Annotated in this window: 13 protein-coding genes and 1 pseudogene; 7 read left to right on the top strand and 7 right to left on the bottom strand. The window is 69.9% G+C overall.

Annotation, left to right across the window (positions count from 1 at the left end; genetic code table 11):
* The first annotated feature begins 48 nt into the window (after positions 1–48).
* From V4Y04_RS32375 to V4Y04_RS32360, 3 genes are all read left to right on the top strand, one after another.
* A complete protein-coding gene (locus V4Y04_RS32375) occupies positions 49–1,041 on the top strand; it encodes a GlxA family transcriptional regulator (RefSeq protein ID WP_332431894.1) in 993 nt (330 codons plus the stop codon).
* Positions 1,042–1,422: 381 nt separating this feature from the next.
* Entirely contained in the window at positions 1,423–2,145 is a 723-nt protein-coding gene (locus V4Y04_RS32365; RefSeq protein WP_332431893.1) for a 2-phosphosulfolactate phosphatase, read from the top strand.
* 618 nt (positions 2,146–2,763) lie between these two features.
* A complete protein-coding gene (locus V4Y04_RS32360) occupies positions 2,764–4,209 on the top strand; it encodes a polysaccharide pyruvyl transferase family protein (RefSeq protein ID WP_332431892.1) in 1,446 nt (481 codons plus the stop codon).
* A 132-nt stretch (positions 4,210–4,341) separates the two neighbouring features.
* Here the strand turns inward: V4Y04_RS32360 and V4Y04_RS32355 are convergent.
* A pseudogene (locus V4Y04_RS32355) lies at positions 4,342–4,788 on the bottom strand (IS701 family transposase); the annotation flags it as partial.
* A gap of 399 nt (positions 4,789–5,187) precedes the next feature.
* Between V4Y04_RS32355 and V4Y04_RS32350 the strand changes: the two are divergent.
* A complete protein-coding gene (locus V4Y04_RS32350; protein ID WP_332431890.1) occupies positions 5,188–5,685 on the top strand; it encodes a hypothetical protein in 498 nt (165 codons plus the stop codon).
* A 62-nt stretch (positions 5,686–5,747) separates the two neighbouring features.
* Here V4Y04_RS32350 and V4Y04_RS32345 read toward each other — a convergent pair whose 3' ends face one another.
* A complete protein-coding gene (locus V4Y04_RS32345) occupies positions 5,748–6,707 on the bottom strand; it encodes an alpha/beta hydrolase family protein (protein ID WP_332431889.1) in 960 nt (319 codons plus the stop codon).
* Between the two features lie 309 nt (positions 6,708–7,016).
* Between V4Y04_RS32345 and V4Y04_RS32340 the strand changes: the two genes are divergently transcribed.
* On the top strand, positions 7,017–7,823 hold the full coding sequence (locus V4Y04_RS32340; protein ID WP_332433078.1) for a sulfite exporter TauE/SafE family protein: 807 nt from the start codon (positions 7,017–7,019) through the stop codon (positions 7,821–7,823).
* A gap of 122 nt (positions 7,824–7,945) precedes the next feature.
* Here the strand turns inward: V4Y04_RS32340 and betT are convergent, their stop codons facing one another.
* The 4 genes from betT to V4Y04_RS32320 all read right to left on the bottom strand — a co-directional run bounded on the left by betT (position 7,946) and on the right by V4Y04_RS32320 (position 15,025).
* Positions 7,946–10,069 (bottom strand): choline BCCT transporter BetT, encoded by a 2,124-nt coding sequence (gene betT, locus V4Y04_RS32335; protein WP_332431888.1) that lies wholly within the window; start codon positions 10,067–10,069, stop codon positions 7,946–7,948.
* Positions 10,070–10,331: 262 nt separating this feature from the next.
* A complete protein-coding gene (locus V4Y04_RS32330; RefSeq protein WP_332431887.1) occupies positions 10,332–11,903 on the bottom strand; it encodes a GMC family oxidoreductase in 1,572 nt (523 codons plus the stop codon).
* Positions 11,904–12,070: 167 nt separating this feature from the next.
* The gene (locus tag V4Y04_RS32325) at positions 12,071–13,537 is read right to left on the bottom strand and encodes an aldehyde dehydrogenase family protein (RefSeq protein WP_332431886.1); all 1,467 of its coding nucleotides are present in this window, start codon (positions 13,535–13,537) and stop codon (positions 12,071–12,073) included.
* A gap of 432 nt (positions 13,538–13,969) precedes the next feature.
* Complete coding sequence (locus tag V4Y04_RS32320; RefSeq protein WP_332431885.1) at positions 13,970–15,025, bottom strand: alpha/beta hydrolase; 1,056 nt, start codon at positions 15,023–15,025, stop codon at positions 13,970–13,972.
* Between the two features lie 704 nt (positions 15,026–15,729).
* On the opposite strand from V4Y04_RS32320, the gene V4Y04_RS32315 reads away from it, so the two are divergent.
* Both V4Y04_RS32315 and V4Y04_RS32310 read left to right on the top strand, forming a co-directional pair.
* A complete protein-coding gene (locus tag V4Y04_RS32315; RefSeq protein ID WP_443080216.1) occupies positions 15,730–16,428 on the top strand; it encodes a TNT domain-containing protein in 699 nt (232 codons plus the stop codon).
* A gap of 13 nt (positions 16,429–16,441) precedes the next feature.
* Positions 16,442–16,717, top strand: coding sequence for a hypothetical protein (locus V4Y04_RS32310; protein WP_332431883.1), 276 nt, complete (start codon positions 16,442–16,444; stop codon positions 16,715–16,717).
* Here V4Y04_RS32310 and V4Y04_RS37895 read toward each other — a convergent pair.
* Positions 16,623–17,015, bottom strand: a complete 393-nt coding sequence (locus V4Y04_RS37895; RefSeq protein WP_443080215.1) for an SDR family NAD(P)-dependent oxidoreductase — start codon at positions 17,013–17,015, stop codon at positions 16,623–16,625. The genes V4Y04_RS32310 and V4Y04_RS37895 overlap by 95 nt on opposite strands.
* Between the last annotated feature and the right edge of the window lie 153 nt (positions 17,016–17,168).

The following is a 17,168-nucleotide window of genomic DNA, read 5'->3' as shown; positions in this document are numbered from 1 at the left end:
TCATCGTTCCTCCTGCGGCCCGGCCGGCGTGAGTGCTAGGAATCGCATATGGCGCAAGAATCCTCGCAGGCGATCCAGGGGGCCGGCCCGCATCGCGTCGTCGTCATCGTGGATGAGAACTCGAACCCCTTCGAGCTCGGTTGCACGACCGAGGTCTTCGGCCTGCGCAGACCCGAGATCGGCCGTGATCTCTACGACTTCAGGCTCTGCTCGCCCGAGCCCCGCACGCTGATGCGGGACGGATTCTTCACGCTCACGGGAGTCGCGGATCTGGAAGCGGCCGACTCGGCGGACACCCTGATCGTCCCCAACCGGCCCGATACCGAGGTGTCCCGTCGCCCGGCCGTGCTCGATGCCATCCGGCGGGCACACGCGCGCGGTGTGCGCCTGGTCGGTTTCTGCAGCGGCGCCTTCACCCTGGCCGAGGCGGGGGTTCTCGACGGGCGCCGGGCCACCGCGCACTGGCAGTGGGCGGACTCCTTCCGGGCCCGCTTCCCGGCCGTACGGCTCGCATCGGACGTGCTGTTCGTGGACGACGGCGACATCCTCACCGCCGCGGGGAGCGCCGCCGCGCTCGATCTCGGGCTGCACATCGTCCGCCGCGACCACGGCGCGGAGATCGCCAACGCCGTGAGCCGGCGGCTGGTCTTCGCCGCCCACCGCGACGGTGGGCAGCGGCAGTTCGTCGAGCGGCCAGTGCCCGTTCTGCCGGACGAGTCCTTGGCACCCGTCCTGGCCTGGGCCCAGGAACGGCTGGACTCGGCGCTCACCGTGTCCGGGCTCGCGGCACGGGCGGCGGTCAGTCCGGCGACACTGCATCGCCGCTTCCAGGCGCAGCTGGGCACGACGCCGCTGGCGTGGCTCACGGGGGAACGGGTCGCCCTGGCCTGCCGACTGATCGAGCGAGGGGAGTCACGCTTCGACGTGGTCGCGCGACGCACCGGACTCGGCACCGCCGCCAACCTGCGCGCGCTGATGCGTCGTGAGACCGGGCTCAATCCCCTGGAGTACAGGCGCCGGTTCGGACCGGAGGCAGGCTGAACTTCAGGCATCCTCCTCTGGTGAACCACTGGAATCTGTGAATCAGCGCCTGCTGTTGTCGGAGGCGAGCAGGCTGGTGAGCTCGGAGATCGCTTCGGGGGAGGGCTTGAAGCAGCGGCCGACGTTCTCCGGCTTTCTTGTGGCGGGACTTCGCCATCAGCATCAGCAGGCACGCCCCCGCCTCGCCGAGGTGGGTCAGGGAGGAGTGCCTTGTGTCCGCAGAGGCTGTGTGCGGGTGACCCCGTGTGGCGATTGGGCAGGCGTGTCGTTGCGGACCGCTTTCGCGACGCAGGCGGCCGGAGGTGTCGCATTCCGAAACCGTTGACATGACGCGCATCACTGTCCGAATACTTCGGGCCGGGCATATGTGATCATGACCGGATGGAAGCTCGTTTCCTTGGTATCGCCGAGCTGGCCGAAGTCCCGTCCGTGGCGGTCGTGGTCGACGTCATGCGCGCGTTCACGGTGGCGGCCTGGGCCTTTGCCAGGGGGGCGGAAAAGATCGTTCTCGCTGAGTCCCTGGACGAGGCCCTGGCGCTCAAGGCCCGCCACCCGGATTGGGTGGCGCTCAAGGACGGTCCGCCCGCGCCCGGGTTCGACACCGTCAACTCCCCGGGTCTGCTGCGCTCTGTCGACCTTGGCGGACGGACCGTTGTACAGAAAACCACGGCAGGGACGGTCGGTGCCCTTGCGGTCAGGGAGGCGCCGCTGGTGCTGTGCGCCGGCTTCGTGGTGGCGGAGGCAACGGCTCGGCTCTTGCGGACACGCGAGTGTGGCAGCGTCACGTTCGTGGTCACCGGCGAGGAGGGGCAGGCCGATGAAGATCTGGCGTGTGCTCAGTACATCGCCCGGAGGGCCACCGGGACCGGGACGGATGCCGCCGAGTTCCTCCGCCGTGCCGCCGAGTTCCTCCGCCGTGCCGGCGAGTCGCGCGCCGCCACCGAGCTGGCGGAGGGGGTGCGTCAAGGAGTTCATCCTGATGACGTCGCACTCTGCCTTGAGCTCGACCGGTTCCCCTTTGCCATGGTGGCGGCCTCGGAAAACTCGCTCATGGCCCTGCGTCCGCACGCCGTGCCTTCGCCGACCGACGGGGCTTCGATCTGATCGCCGGTGAAGTCAGGCTCTCGCCATGCGAGTGCCGAGGTGCCCCGCCCCAGCAGCTACTCCTCGGGCCAGGGTCCCGGTGACCCGGGCCCGTTCACCTCACCTTCGCGGCCCGCTGCCCCATCGGCCGGGGCCGGGCTTCGCTACACAAGATCACTAATCAAAGATCCTGCGCCGACGAACGGGTACTGCGACCAATGGACGCGTCATCTGCTCACGTCGGCCTCCGGTGGCCTGAAGGCGCGTTGTCACGACGCCCTCGGACACAACTCCGATGCGTGGGCGAGGAGTTGTTCTTCGAAAATCCCCTGGCACTCACCCGCGAAGGCCTTTAGGCTCTCGCAACCACCGCTGAAGAGCCGATGCCGACACCCCGGTAAACACTCTTTCACAGATGCAACGATCGCAAAGTTTCGTTGCGTCATCGCGCCGGGCGAACTATTGATTCGCTGAAGCTCGACGACGTCAAGGAGCAAGACTGCCGGCATTTTCCAGAGCTTTGAAACCCGTGCTACGATCCCGCAACGTTGTCGCAGGCCGGACCAATGTGACACCAGCCCTCACGGTAGCCTTTGTTCTGTCGCGACTCATTTGCCAGCGCCAAGCAGAGGGAAAAGCGTGAAGCGCATTCTGATTCAGGCCGGAAACAACCCCTTCAACGTGCCCACAGTCGAAAGCACCCTGGTACTCAACAGCATCCGGGGCAATGTCGGCAACCTGATGTACACCAACGCGGCCTACAAGCACATGTCCGTGCCGGGCGCCGAGATAATCGTTGACAATACACACTTCATCGATCTCACCACCGCGGATGCGGACCGGATCAACGACGAGTGCGATGTCTTCGTACTCCCGATGGCCAATGCCTTCAAGTCGAAGTTCGTTCGGCACATGCACATCCTGGCCGACCTCATCGGCAAGCTCAAGGTGCCCGTGGTCGTGCTCGGTGTCGGCGCGCAGGCGACTCTGAAGTACGACACCGAATTTCTGAAGCCCGTTGACGAGGCCGTCAAACGGTTCATCGGCGCGGTGCTGGACCGCTCGGCTTCCGTCGGCGTTCGGGGAGAGTTCACCCAGCGTTACCTCGCCGAACTCGGTTTCCGTGACGTCGATGTCATCGGATGTCCGTCGACGTACTTCCATGGCCCGAAGTACCGGATGGAGAATCCTTTCGGCAAAACGCTGCCCGCGGGCGCCCGGATCGCACTGTCCACCGCTCTGAGACTTGCGAATGCCGATCTCGCCTCGTCCATCAACGAATCCATCCTCAAGCAGCACCCCGACCTCACGTACTTCGCTCAGGAGGGGCGGGACATCCAGACCCTCTACTGGGGCGACACCTCGACCGCCGCCCGGCAGTACACGCCGATGCCCGATCTCGGTTCCCACCCGCTGATCAGCTCCGCCGACGTGTGCGTGCCGCTGGAGCCGCACAGCTGGATAGACGAACTCACCGAGTACGACTTCGCCCTCGGGACGCGCATCCACGGCAATATCGCCGCCCTGGTCGCCGGAACCCCGGCGTTCGTGTTCGCTCATGACTCGCGGACGCTCGAGCTGTCCCGCTACCACCACATCCCGCACCGGATCATCACCGAGCTGGATGCGGATGTCAACGTCGCCGAACTTTATGCGGAGACCGACTACTCGGCATTCAACGAGAACTACGACGAAGGATTCCAGCGCCTGCTCGACTTCATGACGAAGAACGGCCTGGAAAACACCTACGAGCACGGGGACGGCGGCCAGGAATACGAAAAGGGCATTTCGGCCCTCGACCTTCCCCAGCCGTACCGGCGTTCCGATGCCGAGAGCAAGGAAGACCTGCTCTTCCGTATCACCCTGCTCAGGGAGCAGAACATGGCGGTCGCACGTCAGGCCGCCAGGGCGGAAAAGAAAGCCGGCGCCCAGCTGGCCCGCATCAAGAAGCTCGAGACGCAGCTCGCCGAACTCACCTCGCAGCGGAAGTCCACCGAAAATCGGTTCCGGGCACTCGAGACCCAGACGAAGAACCACCTTCCCGCAAAGGCGAGGCGACTCGTGAAGCGGCTGGCTTCGAAGTAAGCAATCCGGCCCCCTTGATGCTCCAGCAGCGGTTTGTGTCCTGAGCTGTGTTTTCGGCAGTGGCAGCGGCGGGCGACGGCCTTTCGGCGTCTTCTCCAGGCCGGCCGATTCAGTGCATGGGCGACGGGTCCCGGTCGGCTCGAGGGTGGGGCAGGAGAGCGTCCAAGAGCCGTCGGATCTCTGTCACGGCGAGCGGGACGGGGGGCTGGTCCGTTTCCGCAACCTTCTTTGCAGTCTCGACAGAAGCCTGGGCGGCGAGTGCGACCAGGACGGTGTGGGCGAGCATGGCGAGCGCGATGTGCCGGTACCGGCCGACGTAGCAACGGACCTCGTACTCGTCCAGCTCGTCCGGGCCGCATTCGTTCTTCGCGGCCCGGAAGCCTTCCTGGACCGCCCACCGGCTGCCGGCGACGCGGACCAGGTCGGCGATCTCGATGCCGACGGGCGCGTAGACGAGGTAATAGGCGGTCTCGCCCGGGTCGGACAGGCTGCGGCGGGCCATCACCCAGCGGTGACGGGGCGGCGGGTCGGGGCGAAGACGATATCGGCGGGCAGTTCGGCCGCGGCCCAGTCGTAGACCGTGGACACATGGGCGTGAAAGGGCCGGGGCCGCCGGAATTCCAGAGGATTCCGGCGGCCCCGGCCCGTTCACATCGCATCCGCGGCCCGCTGCCCTTGCTGGCCGGGGCCGGGCTTCGCTACACAGAGAGCAGGAAGAACAGAACGCGGAACACCGCAGCCCAAGGACAAGTGCCGCCTCCGCTCGCCCCGATGGACCACTCGCCCGTGCCGCCCACGGCGCGCACCGCCTCGACGAGGAGCCGCCACACCATGTCCGACCACAGCTCCCCCGAAAGACCGGATCCGGCACCGGCACCGAACCCGGCATCCTCACCCCCGCTCCCCTCCACACCGCCCACAGCCCCGCCGACTCCCCCGGCCCCTCAGGCCCCTCAGGCCTTTCAGGTCCCGGCGCCGATGGCCGACCGCCGCCCGGGACCGGGTCGGCGCACCCTCGTACTCGCCGTCATCGCCGCCGTCGTCGTGGCGTTCCTCGCCGGTGGCGGTGTCATGTGGTGGGTGCTGGGCGAGGAGGACGGCGATGTGAGAACCCATGTCGAGGTCTCGGGCGGCGGCCTCGTCGCCGCCGACAGCGACGACGCGTACTGCGACGACGACGACCTCTACTCGTACAACGACTGCGACACGGACACCGACGAGACGTACGAGTTCAGCTACCGGATCACCAACAAGGGGGACGGTCCCGCGAACTACTCCGTCGTCGTCAACGCCTTCGACGAGGACGGCGACTTCATCGGCCAGACCTACGTCGGCACGACCCACCTGGCCTCCGGCGAAACCGACTCCGACGAGGGCCGGTTCAACGAGTACAGCGACTTCGAGGGGAACCACGAGCTGTCCGACATCGCGTCCGTGAAGGTCGCCCACGCGGAGCGCGTCGCCCTGGCCAACTGACCGCCGTGCCCGGCCGGATCGGCCCTGCGATCGGTCCTGCGATCGGTCCTGGTGGGGCTCGCCTACTTGTGCCGCAACGTGCCCAACGGGCTGGGATCTTCCTCCAGTGCGATGGCAGCCGCCTTCCAGCCGGTGTCCTCGGGGTACAGGGCACTGCGCAGGAAGGCCGTGGTGAGCTTCTGGATCAGCGCCACGCGCGCGGGACTCTCGTCCGTCGTCTCGGCGGCCTCGTACCCTTTGACGCCTCCGAGCGAGTGCTCCGCCCCGAACAGGGTGAGCAGGCTCTTGCTTCCCGGGCTGTAGGTGTAGGGGTCGGTGAACCAGTCCGGTCCGCGGGTGGACAGCGCGGACCGGTCGTGGTCCCCGGCGACGATGAGGGCCGGCGCGGTCATGGTGTCGAAGAACGGCCTCATGAAGGAGAAGTGCTCGGCGGCGAACGGGGTCAGGTCGTCGCCCAGGCCGGTCAGCGCGAGCAGCACGCCCGCCTTCGCACGGGGGTCGGACATGTCCTCGCCGGGAACACCGCCGGAGTCGAGGACGCGCGCGCCCAGCAGTGCGCTCGCCGTCTGGGCGCCCCAGGAGTGCCCGGCCACGGCAACGCGGCTGTGGTCGACGCGTCCGCCGAGGCCCGGCACGGAGGCTTCCAGGACGTCGAGTCCGTCCAGCACCCGCTTGAGGTCCTCGATACGGAAGCGCCAGATCCGCGGCGTGCGAGGGTCCTCCGCGGGAAGACCGAGCGTCCTGGAGTCGAGGTGGGTGGGCTGCAGGACCACGAAGCCCTGAGCGGCCCAGAAGTCCGCCAGCGGGGCGTAGTCCTTCATCGACGCGCCGAAGCCGTGCGAGAAGACGACGACCGGCAACTCACCACCGGTCGCGGGAGCGGACACGCCGACCTGAAGGTCCTCGTCACGGCCGGGGGCGGGCAGGACGACCGGCCTGGCGGACACCACCGTGGCGGGTGCGTTCACGGCCTTCCGTGCGTTCGGGTTGTTCGGGTTGTTTGAGTTGTTCGAGTCGGGCATGGAGAAGCCTTCCCTTTTCTGACGCATAGTCACATCGACGCGGGCATCGACGGGCGCAAGCTCCCCCGTCCGGCTGGAGCGGGCCAGGGAGGGGTGAACCGGTTCCCCGGCCCGCTGTCGCGAGCCAAGCGGAACGCTGCTCCGCTTACGATACGGAACGATGTTCCGCTTTACAACCTCGCGGAACTCACCGAAGGGCCCGGCGGATTCGTGCCGGAGGCCGCTCCACGTCACACTGGGCGGCCGGATGCGTTCGATCTCGATCTCGACCCCGACCCGGGAGCACTTGTGGAACTGTTGGCGGCCGGGATGATCGTCGGCGCGCTGATCTCGGTCGTGACCGCGCCCGTCGGGGTCTCCGGCGCGGTGTTCCTGCTGCCGGTCCAGCTCAGTCTGTTCGGTGTGCCGAGCCCGGCCGTCACCCCGACCAACCTCCTCTACAACGTCGTCGCCGGCCCGGGGGCCCTGTGGCGCTACCGCCGGGACGGGGCTCTGCGCGGTCCGCTCGCCCGACGGCTGGTTCTCGGTACCGTCCCGGGGGTGGTGATCGGAGCGGTGATCCGGGTCTTCGCGCTGCCGAGTCCGACGGTCTTCCGCCTTCTGATCGCCGCGCTCCTCGTACCGCTCGGGCTGTGGCTGTGCGCCAGAACCCTCCGGCAGGGCTCCTTGCGGCATGGCTCCTCGCGGAGGGGCTCCTCGCAGCAGGAGTCTCAGCAGGATCGTGCTCACGCCGAACCGTCCGGCCGGGCCGTGAGCGGCCTCGCCCTCGTCGTCGGGGTCATCGGCGGCGTGTACGGCATCGGCGGCGGCTCCCTGCTCGGCCCGATCCTCGTGGGCCGGGGCATGCCCGTCGGCCGTGTCGCCCCCGCCGCTCTCGCCTCGACGTTCGTCACGTCCCTCGTAGGCGCCGCCACCTTCGCGCTTCTGGGGCTCGTCAGCCCCGGCGATGTCGCACCGGACTGGAACCTCGGCCTGGCCTGCGGGCTCGGCGGACTCGTCGGCGGCTACCTCGGCGCCCGCCTCCAGCCCCGACTCCCCGAGACCGCGCTACGGCTCACCCTGGGCATCCTCGCCGTCGCCCTCGGGGCGCTCTACGCCCTCCAGACGCTGCGCTGACCGCTGCTCACCCGGTCGCCCAACCCGCTCACCGGCTCAGCCACTCGTCGGCTCAGCCACTCACCCACTCGTCGGCTCGTCGGCTCGTCGGCTCACCGCACTGTCCGTCGCCCTCGCAGTGGCTACTCCGGCAGGTGTGCCTCCGGGTCGTCCGGGCGGTGGTCGGGGAAGCCCGAGCGGGCGGCCGCCTCGTGGCGCACCCGCAGGAACTCCAGGTGCCGTTCGTACTGGTCGAGGCTGTCGGCGATGAGCTGTTCCCGGGTGTAACCCATCACGTCGTAGTCCTGGTTGCCCTCGGCGAGCCGGACCGCGAAGCGCACATAGCTGTCGTGCGTGCTGACCGACCGGGTGGCGAACTCGGGGGTCGGCAGCTCGACGGGCCGGACCCCGTAGACGAATTCGTCGTCCGGGCCGATCGGTACCCGCAGGTCGACGTGGGTGAGTCCGGTCTCCTCGTCGACGCCCTCCAGGACTTCCGCCTCCGTTCCCTGCCCCCGCAGTTCCTGGGCCACCTCCTGGAAGGCCGGGCGGCACACGTCGTCGATGAATTTCGTGGCCGCCCGCCTGTTGGGGAAGGATGTCGCCCGCTTCAGCCGCTGCCGCCAGTTCAGCGCCCCCGGCGGGCCGTGCAGCGTCATCCGTCCGGAGAGCGACCCGGGCAGCGTGGCGATCCGCGTCTCCGCCCGCATCCGCTCGGTGCGCAACGCCAGATAGAGCCCCGCCATGATCAGGAACATGACGAAGGAGAAGGGCAGTCCCATGATGATGGTGGCGTCGGTGAGTGCCTGCACTCCGCCCACGATGAGCATGGCGAGGGTCAGCAGCCCTGTCGTGACCGCCCAGAAGATGCGCAGCCACGGGGCCGCGTCGGTCACCGGGGTGGGCAGGTCCGCGCTGAGGTTGCCCATGACCAGGGCCCCGGAGTCCGCGGAGGTGACGTACAGCAACAGCCCGACGAACGTCGCGAGTCCGGCGCTGAACAGGGCACCCGGGTACTGGTCCAGCAGGCCGTAGAAGCCCTGCTCGGGGAAGTTCACGGCCGTCTGGCCGAACTCGGTGTTCCCGTCGCGCACCAGGAACAGGGCGGTGTTGCCGAAGATCGCCAGGAAGAGGCCGGTGAAGAGGAACGGGATGATCAGCGTCGCCGCGACGAACTGGCGCAGGGTGCGGCCGCGGGAGATGCGGGCCAGGAAGAGCCCGACGAACGGCGCCCAGGCGATCCACCAGGCCCAGAAGAAGAGCGTCCACGCGTCCAGCCACTCGGTGGGCTGGTCGTAGGCGAAGGTGTTCAGGGTCATCGACGGGAAACGGCTGACGTAGTCCCCGACGTTCTGGACCACGGCGTTGAGCAGCCGGAACGGTTCACCCACGACCAGAATGAAGATCATCAGCAGGGCGGCGAGGAGGACGTTGAGCTGGGACAGCCGGCGGATTCCCTTGTCCACACCGGACGCCGCGGACACCGTGGCCATGAGCACCGCCACGACGATCAGGCCGATCTGCGCGGAGAGCCCCTCCGGGACGCCGAAGAGGAACTTCAGTCCGTAGTTCAGCTGCACCACGCCGATACCGAGCGTCACGGAGATGCCGAACACGGTGCCGATGATGGCCGCCAGGTCGACGGTGTCACCGATCCGTCCGTGGATCCGGCGGCCGATGATCGGGTAGAGCGCGGAGCGGATCGCGAGCGGCAGCCGGTACCGGAAGGAGAAGTAGGCGAGCGCCATGCCCATCAGCGCGTACATGCCCCAGCCGGTGATGCCGTAGTGGAACAGGGTCCACACCACGGCCTGTCGGGCGGCCTCGACCGTCTCCGGGGCGCCTTCCGGTGGCGCGAGGTAGTGGCTGACGGGTCCGGTGACCGAGAAGAACATCAGGTCGATGCCGATGCCCGCCGCGAACAGCATCGCCCCCCACGTGAAGAGGCCGTAGTCGGGCGTGGAGTGCTTGGGCCCCAGCTTGATCGTGCCGTACTTGGAGACGCCGATGAAGACGACGAACGCCAGGTACAGGGTCGCGGCGAGGAAGTAGTACCAGCCGAACCACGAGGAGATCTTGTCGACCGTCACTCCGATGACCGATTCCGCACCGGAGGGCGTGATGATCGCCCAGATCGAGATCGCGAGGATGAGGAGGGCCGACCCGAAGAAGACCACGGGCTTGAGCGTGCCCGTGCCCGTCGGCCCGTCCTCTGTCGACGACTCCTCCGGCGCCGCTCCGGCGTCCTTCTCTCCAGCGGTCGACATGGCCGTGTTTCTCCTTCGCTGAGGACGAGGACGCCGGCTCTCGGCAGCCGACGGCATCTGCGGCGGCGCGCGGAGCGCGGAGCGCGGGAGACCTCTTGCCGGTGCTCGAACGCCTGCGGCACAGGGGGTAGGACAGTGTTCTAGCGACCCGGTACGTCGATCCAGTACCGGGTCGACGTGTCGGCTTCCGGACAGCCGCCCGCGGGCGCGGGAGGCAGCGGCCCCGGACAGCCGTCCGCGGGCGCGGGAGGCAGCGGCCCGGTCACTGTGCTGCCTCCCGGCCCACGGGCCCGGTGCGGCCGGTGAGCAGGTCGGCGGCACGTTCGGCGGCGAGCAGGACGGTCACCATGGGGTTGATGGCGGGCATCGTCGGGAACACGGACGCGTCGACGACGCGTACGCCCTCGACGCCGCGCAGTCTCAACTCCGGGTCGCAGACGGCCATCGGGTCGTCCGCCGCGCCCATGCGGCAGGTGCCCGCCGGGTGGTAGACGGTGTGCGCCGCGCGGCGCCCGTACTCCGACAGGGCCGCGTCGGAGGTGACGTCCGGGCCGGGCGCGACCTCGCGGACGAGCCAGCCGCTCAGGGGATCGGTGGCGGCGACCTCCCGGGCGATCTTCAGGCCCTCCACGATGGTGCGCTCGTCGTGGCCCTCGGGGTCGGTGAAGTACCGGAAGTCCAGGGCGGGGTGCTCGGCGGGGTCCGCGCTGCGCAGCCACATGCGGCCGGTGGAGCGGGCCCGCGGCACGTTCGGCGTCATGCACACCCCGTGCTCCGGAACGGGGTAGCCGAGGCGTTCGGTGTTGACGGTGAACGGCACCTGGTAGAAGTGGAACATCAGGTCCGGGCGCGGTTGGCCCTTGTCGCGGCGCAGGAACAGGCCGGCGTCGGAGTCCATCGCGGAGTTGGGCGGCAGCGGGCCGTCGGTCTCCCAGACCATCACGGACTCGGGGTGGTCCAGCAGGTTCTCCCCCACCCCCGGCAGGTCGGTCCGCACCTCGATGCCCAGGCGGCGCAGGTCGTCGGCCGGGCCGATGCCGGACAGCATCAGCAGGCGCGGGGTGTCGACGGCGCCGGCGCACAGCAGGAGTTCGCGCTCGGCGCGCACGGTGGCGGGCTGACCGTCGGCGCCGCGCACGGCGACGCGGGTCAGCCTTCCCGACTCGTCGTCGAGCAACCGGTGGGCCCAGGTCTCCAGGAGGAGGGTGAGGTTGGGGCGGTCCAGGATCGGGTGGAGGTAGGCGACGGACGCGGAGGAGCGCAGATTGCCCTCCGGCTCGTAGGCCAGCGAGAAGAAGCCGACGCCGTCGGCGAAGGGTCCGGCGTTGAAGTCGTCGACGACGGGGACGCCGAGAGCGCGGGAAGCGGCGGTGACGAAGTCCTTGGCGATGGGATTGCGGTCGGCCTCGGCCACCGGCACGATCTTGGTGAGCAGCCGGTCGCGGTAGGGAAGGATCGTCGCCGGGTCCCAGCCGGTGCAGCCGTGGGCCACCCAGTCGTCGAGGTCCTGCGGCAGCGGCAGGAAGCTGATCAGCGTGTTGTGGGAGGAGCAGCCGCCGAGTACGCGGGCACGCGAGTGCAGGATGTGGGAGTTGCCGCGTGGCTGCTCGACGGTGGTGTAGCCGTAGTCGAACTCCGAGCCGAGCAAATTGATCCAGTTGCGCAGGCGCAGGATGCGCTCGTCGCCGACGTCGCTGGGGCCGCCCTCGATGACGCAGACGCGGCAGTCGGGGTCCTCGCTCAGACGGGCGGCGAGCACACAGCCGGCGGTGCCGCCGCCGACGATGACGTAGTCGTAGACGGACTCGGCGCCGTGCGGGGTGGTGGTGGCCATGGGGTGCCTTTCTTCGGCTCTTCGACGGCCGTCGGGTGATGGGAAGGGCGGCGGGAGACGGCGGGAGACGGCGGGAGACGGCGGGAGGCAGGAGGTGGTGGAAGGGCGGCGGGAAAGCCGCGGGAAGGCAGCGGGAGAGCCGCGGGAGGGCGGTGTGCCGCGCCCGGTCAGCCCTTGAACCAGCCGGAGGGGGCGGGGGCCAGGTTCTGGTAGATGTGCTTGGCCTCCTGGTACTCGCGCAGGCCGGTGGGGCCCAGCTCGCGTCCGACGCCGGAGCGGCCGAAGCCGCCCCACTCGGCCTGCGGCACGTAGGGGTGGAAGTCGTTGATCCACACGGTGCCGTGCCGCAGCCGCTGGGCGACGCGCTGGGCGCGGCTCGCGTCGGAGGTCCACACGCCGCCGGCCAGGCCGTAGCGGGTGTCGTTGGCCAGTTCCACCGCCTCGTCCTCGGTGCGGAAGCGCTCGACGGTGACGACCGGTCCGAAGACCTCGTCCTGGACGATGCGCATGGACCGGTCGCAGTCGGCGAAAATGGTCGGCAGGAGGAAGAAGCCGCTGCTCAGCGCCGGGTCGTCAGGGCGGGTGCCGCCGGTGACGAGCCGTGCGCCCTCCTCCTGCGCGGAGGCGATGTGCCGTTCGACCTTGTCACGGTGCTCGGCGGAGCTGAGCGGGCCGCTCTCGGTGCCCTCCTCCATGCCGTTGCCGAGGCGGATCGCCCGGGCGCGCTCGGCGAGGGCGTCCACGAACCGGTCGTGCAGCGAGTCGTGGAGCAGCAGCCGTGAGCCGGCGGAGCAGACCTGTCCGGCGTGCAGGAAGGCGGCGTCCAGCGCGTAGTCCACGGCGGCGGCGAAGTCGGCGTCCTCGAAGACGATGTTGGGGTTCTTGCCGCCCAGTTCCAGGGCGACGGTCTTCGGCCCCCGGGCGGCGGCGGCCATGATGGCGCGTCCGGTGGCCAGGCCGCCGGTGAAGGACACCAGGTCGACCTCGGGGTGATCCGTCAGGGCGGCGCCGACGGTCGCCCCGGAGCCGAGCACCAGGTTGGCGACGCCGGGGGGCGCGCCGGCCTCCTCGATCAGCCGGATCATGGCGATCGTGGTGAGCGGTGTGACCTCGCTGGGCTTGAGGACGAAGGTGTTGCCGGCGGCCAGCGCCGGCGCGACCTTCCACGAGGCCTGCAGCAGCGGGTAGTTCCAGGGGGCGATGAGCGCGCACACCCCGATCGGCTGGTAGACGACGCGGCTGAGCACGTCCGGGCCGACGTCCACGACACGGCCGCCGTCCTTGCCCGCGAGCTCGGCGAAGTAGCGGAAGGCGTTCGCCACGTCCTCGACGTCGATACGGGCCTCGGTCAGCGACTTGCCCGTGTCGAGGGTCTCGGTGTGGGCGATCTCGTCCCGGTCGCGCAGCAGCATGTCGTGGACACGCAGCAGGAGGTCGGCGCGGTGACGGGTGGGGGTGTTCGCCCACTCCTCCTCCTCGAAGGCACGCCGGGCGGCGCGCACCGCGCGGTCCACGTCGGTGGCGTCCGCCTCGTCGACGGTGGTGACGACGGAGGCGTCGTACGGGTTGACCACCTCCCGCCGCCCGCCGGCCGCGGCCTGTGTCCACTCGCCGTCGATGTACAGCTCGCCCACCGCGGGGCCTCCTTCGCGTCCGGCCGGTACCGACCGGTTTGCCGGTCAGCGACATGCCCCATGGTGCGGTCGGCGGCCCCAGGCCGCATCGTCACCACCGCGACCGGGTGGTTCGGACGATCCGGACAACCCGGGCGGGCTAACGACCGGGGGCAGGGCCGGCCGGAAGGCCGAGCAAGTGGTCGGCAGACCAGGCCAGACGGGCAGAGCGGGCGGGCAGGGCGGGTCGACAGCACGGCCCGCCCGCAGACTGCCTGCCCCGTTGGTACGTACGGGGCAGGCAGTACGTCCGTACTAACGGGCAGGCTTCCCGCCCCGCGTGCCCCACCGACCTTCCCAGGGGCGGTTCCGGGCGTCGGCGCGGTCGTCGGCGCGTCAGTTCAGTGGTCGGCTCAGCAGTCGACTCAGCGGTCGGCCTCTACGGGAGCGGGCTCATCCGTCGACCCGCAGCGCACCGAGCAGCAGCGGCAGCGAGGCGTGCAGCTCGCGTTCCCAGTAGGCCCAGCCGTGGGTGCCCGGTCCGTAGAAGTGGGTGGTGACGTGCTTCGCGCCCACGCGTTCCAGTTCGGCGGCGAGGGCGTGGTTCTGCCGGTTGAAGTCGGCCTCGAGCGCGCTGGTGCTGCCGGGCGGGTCCAGGGGGCCGGTGGTGCCGTCGCCGCACGACAGGTAGACCGGGGTCGACCTGAGGCGCTCGGCCAGGTGGAACGGGTCGTGGGCCTTCCAGATGCGGCGCTGCGCCACCGGGTCGCCCCAGACGCGCAGCGGGTCGTCGCCCTGCCCGGCGAAGAAGCCCATGATGCGGCCGGCCGACTCGTCGTTCAGCAGGGGGTGGGCGGAACCGGAGTACGCGGCGGTCGCCTTGAACATGCCGGGGTGCCGGGCGGCGTACTGCAGGGCGCCCTGGCCGCCCATCGACAGCCCGGCGACGACACGGTTGCGGCCGGCGGCCCAGTCCCGCTCCAGGAGTTGCCGCAGCTCGACGGTGTGGAAGGTCTCCCACGCGGGGTCGCCGCCCCGGCCGTGGTTCCACCAGTCGCTGTACCAGCCGTTCCAGCCGGCCTCCGGCATCACCACGAGCACGTCGTCGCGCAGGCTGTCGATCCCGGCGACATCGGTGAGGCTGGTCCACGAGGTGTAGTCGCCGCAGCAGCCGTGCAACAGCCAGAGGGTCGGCCAGTGCTGACGCCGGTCACCGGGGTCCCAGCCGTCGGGGGTCAGGAGCCGCACCTTGACGGTACGGCCGCCCAGGGCCTGCGATCTCACCGACAGGTCGACCTGCCGCTCGGCGACCCGGGTGACCGCGACGACCTCGGCCCCGCCGCGCGTCTTCGCGGACCGGGGGGTGTCGGCAGTCCCGTCCACGGCGACGGTGGGCGCGCCGGTGGCGAGCGCCGGTGCGGTCGGCGCGAGGACGACGAGCAGCAGGACCACGAGGAGGAGCGGAAGGCGGGCTCGACGGGGCAGGACGGCGGTCACGTGCGCGATCACGGCGGCTCCCTGTGGTTCGGTTCCTCGCTGCTCGAACGGTGCGACCGGGCCGGGCCGAGTCGGGCCCGGTCGGTGCCTGCCGGGCAGGGTCGCCGGCCGTGGCCCGCCTCATGGTGACACCCCTGCGAACGGCCCGACAGTGCACGACCGCCCGTAACGACCTCACCCGCGATGGCGAGCGGGCTCCCGACGCCCTGCGGCTTCGCCTCCGGCGTTGTCGTCGGTCGCGATGGCTCCGCCATCACTCCCTCCTCCGCCTCGGAGGCGAAGCCGCATGACGCCGCTCGCTGATCCACTCCCCATCGCGGGTGAGGTCGTAAGAAGGGTTGTTGGCGTCTCTTCCGCTCTTCGCTCCGTCCACTCGCGGGCCGGGAGCAGTCGAGCAACGGGAACGAGCGCCCTGCGACGGTCCGGCCGGCCCTTCTTCCCTGTCCCGGTCACGAGAGCGCGTGTCCTTGCCGTCACGCGATCGTTGATCTTCACGTCGAAACGCCGCACCAGCCGGGACGGCCACCTCCTGACTGTGGAAGCCGGGCGACAACGCCCCGACAGCATCGGCCCTGGCATGCGCCACCGTCGTTGTTCACCTTGCCACTGCGCGCCCCGGCGGGTGGCCTCGTACGAGCCAGGGCGCCCCGACGAACACCGGAGTACGACACGTGAAGAACCGCTCACGCGCCTCCCTGTCCGCCCTGACCCTGCTCTTGGCCACCGCGCTGTCCCCGACGACCGCGACCGCCACGACCGCCTCCACCGTCGCGGCCCCCACGACCGCCACGACCGCCACGCCCCCCGCGAGCGATGAGTATCACCGGACGGAGCAAGCGGCCCCGCGGCCGGCCCCGTGCACCGGCGCGTACCAGGGCGACGCCCGGCTGGGTCCGGAGACCCTGCCTCGCCCCTGGGAGGCCCCGGTGGGGCCGCTGCTGAAGAACTACCAGCGCACCGGCGACCTCTCCCCCAGCGCGTTCCTGGCCAAGTACTGGAAGGACGAGGACCCTGAGGGACCGGCGGGATGGAAGTACCCGCCCAATGACGGGTTCGCGGAGGTCAACGGGGAGGTCGACCAGCACGTGGAGATCCTGGAGCCGGGTGAGGACCTGGACCGTTTCGGCTCCGAGTACGGCTCCTACCTCGCCCCCGCCGGCGACTCCTACGCCGAGCGGGCGCTGCCGCCGCAGAACCTCAACACCCGCGAGCCGGCCTACCCGTGCGACTACCACCGCTACACCGTCACGCAGTCCTTCGCCGTCTGGCAGGGCGGCATCGCCCCCTGGTTCGAACAGCCCGGCGGCGGACAGCAGATCAAGCTCGACCCCACCCTCCTCAACCCGGGCGACGGCGAGCGTCTGAACATCAAGTGGCTCCTGGACCACGGCTACCTCGCTCACGAGGCGGGCTGACCCGGGACCGCGGGTGAACCGCGGCACCCTGCACACCGTCCTGCGCGCCCTGGGCGTGCGGGACGGCCACTACTACATCGAGGGCGTGCACGAGCCCTCCCCCCTGCCGACCGACTTCCTCTACCTGCGCCGCTCCCGAACCACCCCGGGCATGTGGGAGACCGGCGCCTACGAACGGGGCACCTGGGAGGTCGTCACCCAGCACACGCGGGAGGAACCGGCCTGCACGCACCTCCTGCGGCTGCTGACCGGAACCGGAAACCCACCCGCGGGCGGGGGCGCTCCGTAGGGCGTCCCGTCCTCCTCGCGGCCGCCGTGGAACCCGGACGAACGCCGAGGGCACCACCTCCGATTCCGGCGTTGTTGACGAGCAGGTTCACCTCGCCCGCCGCGCGGGCTGCCGCCGCGACGGCGTCGGGGTCGGAGATGTCCAGGGGGAGGACCTCGACACCGTCGAGATCGATGGCCCCGTGTTGACAGGCAGTCGAGTAGACCCTTGCGCCCCGCTCGACTAGCTGGGCGGCAAGACGGCGGCCGATGCCGCGGTTGGTTCCGGTGACGAGCGCAGTGGCTCCGTTGATGTCCATGAGGCGTACGGCCGACTCGATGAGCTGATCCACCTCGCCACCGATTCCGCGACCTCTCCGGTGACCTGCCCGGCGAGCGTGGATGTCGCCACATGACCGGCCTGCCACCTTCCGGAGGCCGGCACTCAGACCCTCGCCCTCGACAGCGCCCCG

Origin of the sequence: Streptomyces sp. P9-A2 (assembly GCF_036634175.1) — a bacterium.
In the GTDB taxonomy this organism is placed as follows: domain Bacteria; phylum Actinomycetota; class Actinomycetes; order Streptomycetales; family Streptomycetaceae; genus Streptomyces; species Streptomyces pratens.
This window is presented reverse-complemented; position numbering and strand designations above follow the sequence as displayed.